Here is a 4,359-nt window from a genome sequence, read left to right on the forward strand (position 1 = left end):
GGCCACGGCGGCCTCGTGCGACGGCAAGGTCATCGGCCATTGGCGGCAGCGGCTGATGATGGTCGGCAGCAGCCGGTCGAGCCGCGCCGACACCAGCAGGAACACCATGCCCGCGGGCGGCTCCTCGAGCGTCTTGAGCAATGCGTTGGCGGCGGCCACGTTGAGCGCTTCGGCCGGATACAGCACCACCACGCGCGCGCCGCCGCGGTGCGAACCCACGCCGGCGAAATCGAGCAGCCCGCGCACCTGCTCGATCTTGATTTCCTTGCTCGGCGTGCGGGTTTTCTTGCCGCCCTCGTCGTCGGCCTTCGGCTCCTCGGCCACCGCGCCCGGCGCCTCGCCGGCCAGCGCCTCGGGCAGCACCACCCGGTAATCGGGATGGTTGCCCTGCGCGAACCAGTTGCAGGCCACGCACTGGCCGCACGGCTCGCCGTCGGCCTGCGGCGCTTCGCACAGGAAGCCCTGCGCCAGATGCTGCGCGAAGCGCAGCTTGCCGATGCCGGCCTGGCCATGCAGCAGCAGCGCATGCGGCCAGGCCGTGCGCAGCGCCTGGAGGCGGTTCCAGTCGTCGGTTTGCCACGGATAGATCATCGGATCGGCCCCCTGCTCAAAGCGCGGCCAGCACGGCGTCGAGCTGCCGCTGGATCTGCGCGATCGACTGCGTGGCGTCGACGATGACGAAGCGGTACGGCGCTTCCTCGGCACGGCGCAGATATTCGGCGCGCGTGCGCAGGAAGAAGGCATCGCTTTCCGCCTCGAACTTGTCGGGCGCGCGCGCCGCGCCGCGCCGCTCGCTGGCGATATCGGGCGGCACGTCGAACAGCAGCGTCAGATCGGGCTGAAAACCGCCCTGCACCCAACGTTCGAGCGCTTCCAGCTTGTCGCGCGGCAGCCCGCGCCCGCCGCCCTGGTAGGCGAACGTGGCGTCGGAGAAGCGATCGGACACCACCCAGTCGCCACGCGCGAGCGCCGGCTCGATCACGCGCGCCAAGTGCTCGCGGCGGCTCGCGAACATCAGCAGCGCCTCGGTTTCGAGGTCCATCGGTTGCTCCAGCAACACCGTGCGCAGCGCCTCGCCGAGCGTGGTGCCGCCCGGCTCGCGCGTTTGCACGACCTGCCGCCCGGCGCTCGCGCCCCGCGCGCGCAATTGCTCGCAGAACCAGGCGAGGTGCGTGGTCTTGCCCGCGCCGTCGATCCCCTCGAACGTGATGAATTTTCCACGCGCCATCTCATTGACCTCGAATGTATTTGTCCACGGCCTTGTTGTGATCGCCGAGCGTATCCGAGAAGACGCTCGTGCCGTCGCCCTTCGCGACGAAATAGAGCGCCGCGGTGGCGGCCGGGTTCACGGCGGCCTGCAGCGCCGCCACGCCCGGAAGCGCGATCGGCGTCGGCGGCAGGCCGCGGCGCGTGTAGGTATTGTAAGGAGTGTCCATTTGCAGATCCCGTCGGCGCAGGTGGCCGTCGTAGGCGTCGCCCAGGCCGTAGATCACGCTCGGGTCGGTCTGCAGCGGCATGCCGATCTTCAGCCGGTTCGCGAACACCGCCGCCACCAGCGAGCGGTCGGCCGCGTGGCCGGTTTCCTTTTCGACGATCGACGCCACCGTCAGCATTTCATAGGGCGAGCGATACGGCAGGCCCGGTGCGCGCATGCGCCACGCCTCGTCGATGCGCGTCTGCATCAGGTGGTAGGCGCGCCGGTAGACGTTGATATCACTGGTGCCCTTGTCGAACAGATAGGTATCGGGAAAGAACAGGCCCTCGCCGCTGCCGCGGTTGATCTCGGCCGGCGTCGCGCCGATCGCGCGCAGCACTTCCGTGTCGCTCAGGCCGAGCGTGGTGTGCACGAGGGCCGGATTGGTGTCGAGTTCGGCACGCATGCGCTTGAAGGTCCAGCCCTCGATCACGGTCGCCACGTATTCGTTGACGTCGCCGCGCGCGAGCTTCTGCAGGACGTCGTACGACGTCAAGCCGGTATTGAATTCGTAATTGCCCGATTTGAGGCGGCTCGACAGGCCGAGCACGCGCGTCATCAGCGTGAACAACTGCGGCTGCAACGGCACGCCGCCATGCACGAGCTGCTGCGCGACGCTCTTGACGCTGCTGCGGGGCTTGATCGTGACATCGATGGTCGGGGCCGGCAAAACGAGGGGCTGGATCGCCAGATAATAACCGCCGCCCGCCAGTGCAGCGGCCACGACGACGGCCGCCGCCGCGAGCGCGGCACATTTTGAGAGTAAGGACATCGGCAACGGGGTTCGGTGAAGGTCAATATAATACTTGCTTGTCTCCGCCAAAGTCAGGATTGACTGCTCCCCAGTTCCATGAACCTACCGATCACGAACGGGGTGCCCGCCGCGGCTGCCCCCAGCCTCCCCGACCTGCCCCGTCCCACCGCCGCCGAATTCGAGGCGGTGCGCACGGGCGGCGCCTACGCGGCGCTGCCGCAGTTCGGCATCATCGATGTCGCCGGCGACGATGCCGCGACGTTCCTGCACAGCCAACTCACCAACGATGTCGAACACCTCGACGCGGCCAGCGTCCGGTTGGCCGGCTACTGCTCGCCGAAGGGCCGGCTGCTGGCGTCGTTCACCACCTGGCGCAGCGCCAATGGCGTGCGCCTGCTGGTCTCGAAGGATATCCAGCCCGCCGTCCAGAAGCGGCTCTCGATGTTCGTGCTGCGCGCCAAGGCCAAGCTCGGCGACGCGGCCGAGCTGGTCGCCACCGGCTTTGCCGGCGACGTGCGCGAGGCGCTGTCGGGGCTGTTCGAGGCGCTGCCCGACGGCGTTCACACCAAGCTCGACGGCCCGGCCGGCACGCTGATGCGCCTGCCCGACGCGGCCGATCGCGCGCGCTACCTGTGGATCGCCACCCGCGAGCAGTTCGACGCGGCGGCGCCCGCGCTCGACGGCAAGCTCGCGCGCGTCTCGCCGGCCGTGTGGGATTGGCTCGAGATTCGCGCGGCCGAGCCCCGCATCACGCAGCCGGTGGTCGAGCAGTTCGTGCCGCAAATGGTCAACTACGACGTGATCGGCGCCGTCAATTTCCGCAAGGGCTGCTATCCGGGCCAGGAAATCGTCGCGCGCAGCCAGTATCGCGGCACGATCAAGCGCCGCACGGCGCTGGTGCACGCCGAGGTCGAGCCCAACACGGCCCGCCCCGGCACCGAGCTGTTCCACAGCGAGGATCCGGGCCAGCCGTGCGGGATGATCGTCAACGCGGCCGCGTCGCCCGAGGGCGGCATCGATGCCCTGGTCGAGATCAAGCTGGCCGCGCAGGAAGGCGGCTCGGTCCATCTCGGCGCGGCCGACGGCCCGGCGCTGCGCTTCCTGCCGCTGCCCTACGCATTGCCCACCGAAGTCTGAGCGCGCGTGCTATCGTGGCGCGCGGCTTGGCGCGCCCCGTCGCGCCTGCCCGGGCCGCGCACCCCGATCCCAGCGAGGGACTCACCCGATGTGCCTGATCGTATTCGACTGGCAGCCCGAGGCCGACGATGGCCCGGTGCTGACGCTCACCGCCAACCGTGACGAATTCTTCCGGCGCACGAGCGCGCCGATCGCCTGGTGGGAGGATGTGCCGGGCGTGCTGGCCGGCCGCGACCTCGAAGGCGGCGGCACCTGGCTCGGCGTGTCGCGCGATGGCCGCTTCGCCGCGCTGACCAACTATCGCGCCCCGTTCGACATCCGCGCCGGCGCGCCCACGCGCGGCAAGCTGGTGTCCGATTTCCTCGGCGGCCGCAACGTCGCGCCGCTCGACTACCTCGCCCATCTTGCCGGCACCGCCGCGCTCTACAACGGCTTCAACCTGCTGGTGGGCGACTGCCGCCGCCGCGAACTGGCCTGGTACTGCAACCGGCCGGCCGAACCCGATACGCCGCTCGACCCGCCGCTGCTGCTCGGCCCGGGCGTGCACGGCCTGTCGAACGCGCGGCTCGATACGCCGTGGCCGAAGCTGGTCCACAAGCGCAGCGAACTGGGCACGCTGCTGACCGACGACGCCATGCCGTCGCTCGACACGCTGATCGACATCATGCGCGACACGCGCACCGCCGACGACGACGCGCTGCCGCACACCGGCATTCCGCTCGCCCGCGAGCGCGCGCTGTCGGCCGCCTTCATCGAAACGCCCGAATACGGCACGCGCGGCACCACCGCGCTGCGCGTGACGATGAAGGAACGTTCGCGGCTCACGGTCGAGATCAAGGAACGCAACGACGACGACGGCTCGCACCGCATCGTGCGCCCCGGCGCGTTCGAGCGCGCGGCGAGCTTCGACGTCGATCTGGGCGGCGCGGCGCCACGCTGACCCGCCCGGCTGGCGCGGTTCGCGTTCGAGGCCTCCTAATCGGCCTCGAACGCC

Annotated in this window: 5 protein-coding genes; 2 read left to right on the plus strand and 3 right to left on the minus strand. The window is 69.8% G+C overall.

Going from position 1 to position 4,359, the window contains the following annotated elements; genetic code table 11:
- The 3 genes from holB to mltG all read right to left on the minus strand — a co-directional run.
- Positions 1-591 (minus strand): DNA polymerase III subunit delta' (holB, locus tag ACYP33_RS18350; protein ID WP_459623146.1); only part of this gene is annotated, 591 nt, incomplete at its 3' end.
- Between the two features lie 16 nt (positions 592-607).
- A complete protein-coding gene (gene tmk / locus ACYP33_RS18355) occupies positions 608-1,228 on the minus strand; it encodes a dTMP kinase (RefSeq protein ID WP_414451750.1) in 621 nt (206 codons plus the stop codon).
- Position 1,229: 1 nt separating this feature from the next.
- Positions 1,230-2,246 (minus strand): endolytic transglycosylase MltG, encoded by a 1,017-nt coding sequence (mltG, locus tag ACYP33_RS18360; protein WP_459623148.1) that lies wholly within the window; start codon positions 2,244-2,246, stop codon positions 1,230-1,232.
- A 78-nt stretch (positions 2,247-2,324) separates the two neighbouring features.
- On the opposite strand from mltG, the gene ygfZ reads away from it, so the two are divergent.
- Positions 2,325-3,365 (plus strand): CAF17-like 4Fe-4S cluster assembly/insertion protein YgfZ, encoded by a 1,041-nt coding sequence (gene ygfZ / locus ACYP33_RS18365; RefSeq protein WP_459623149.1) that lies wholly within the window; start codon positions 2,325-2,327, stop codon positions 3,363-3,365.
- Between the two features lie 88 nt (positions 3,366-3,453).
- Positions 3,454-4,305, plus strand: a complete 852-nt coding sequence (locus ACYP33_RS18370) for an NRDE family protein (RefSeq protein WP_414451747.1) — start codon at positions 3,454-3,456, stop codon at positions 4,303-4,305.
- The last annotated feature ends 54 nt before the right edge of the window (positions 4,306-4,359 follow it).

This window comes from Burkholderia sp. 3C, from assembly GCF_054589155.1.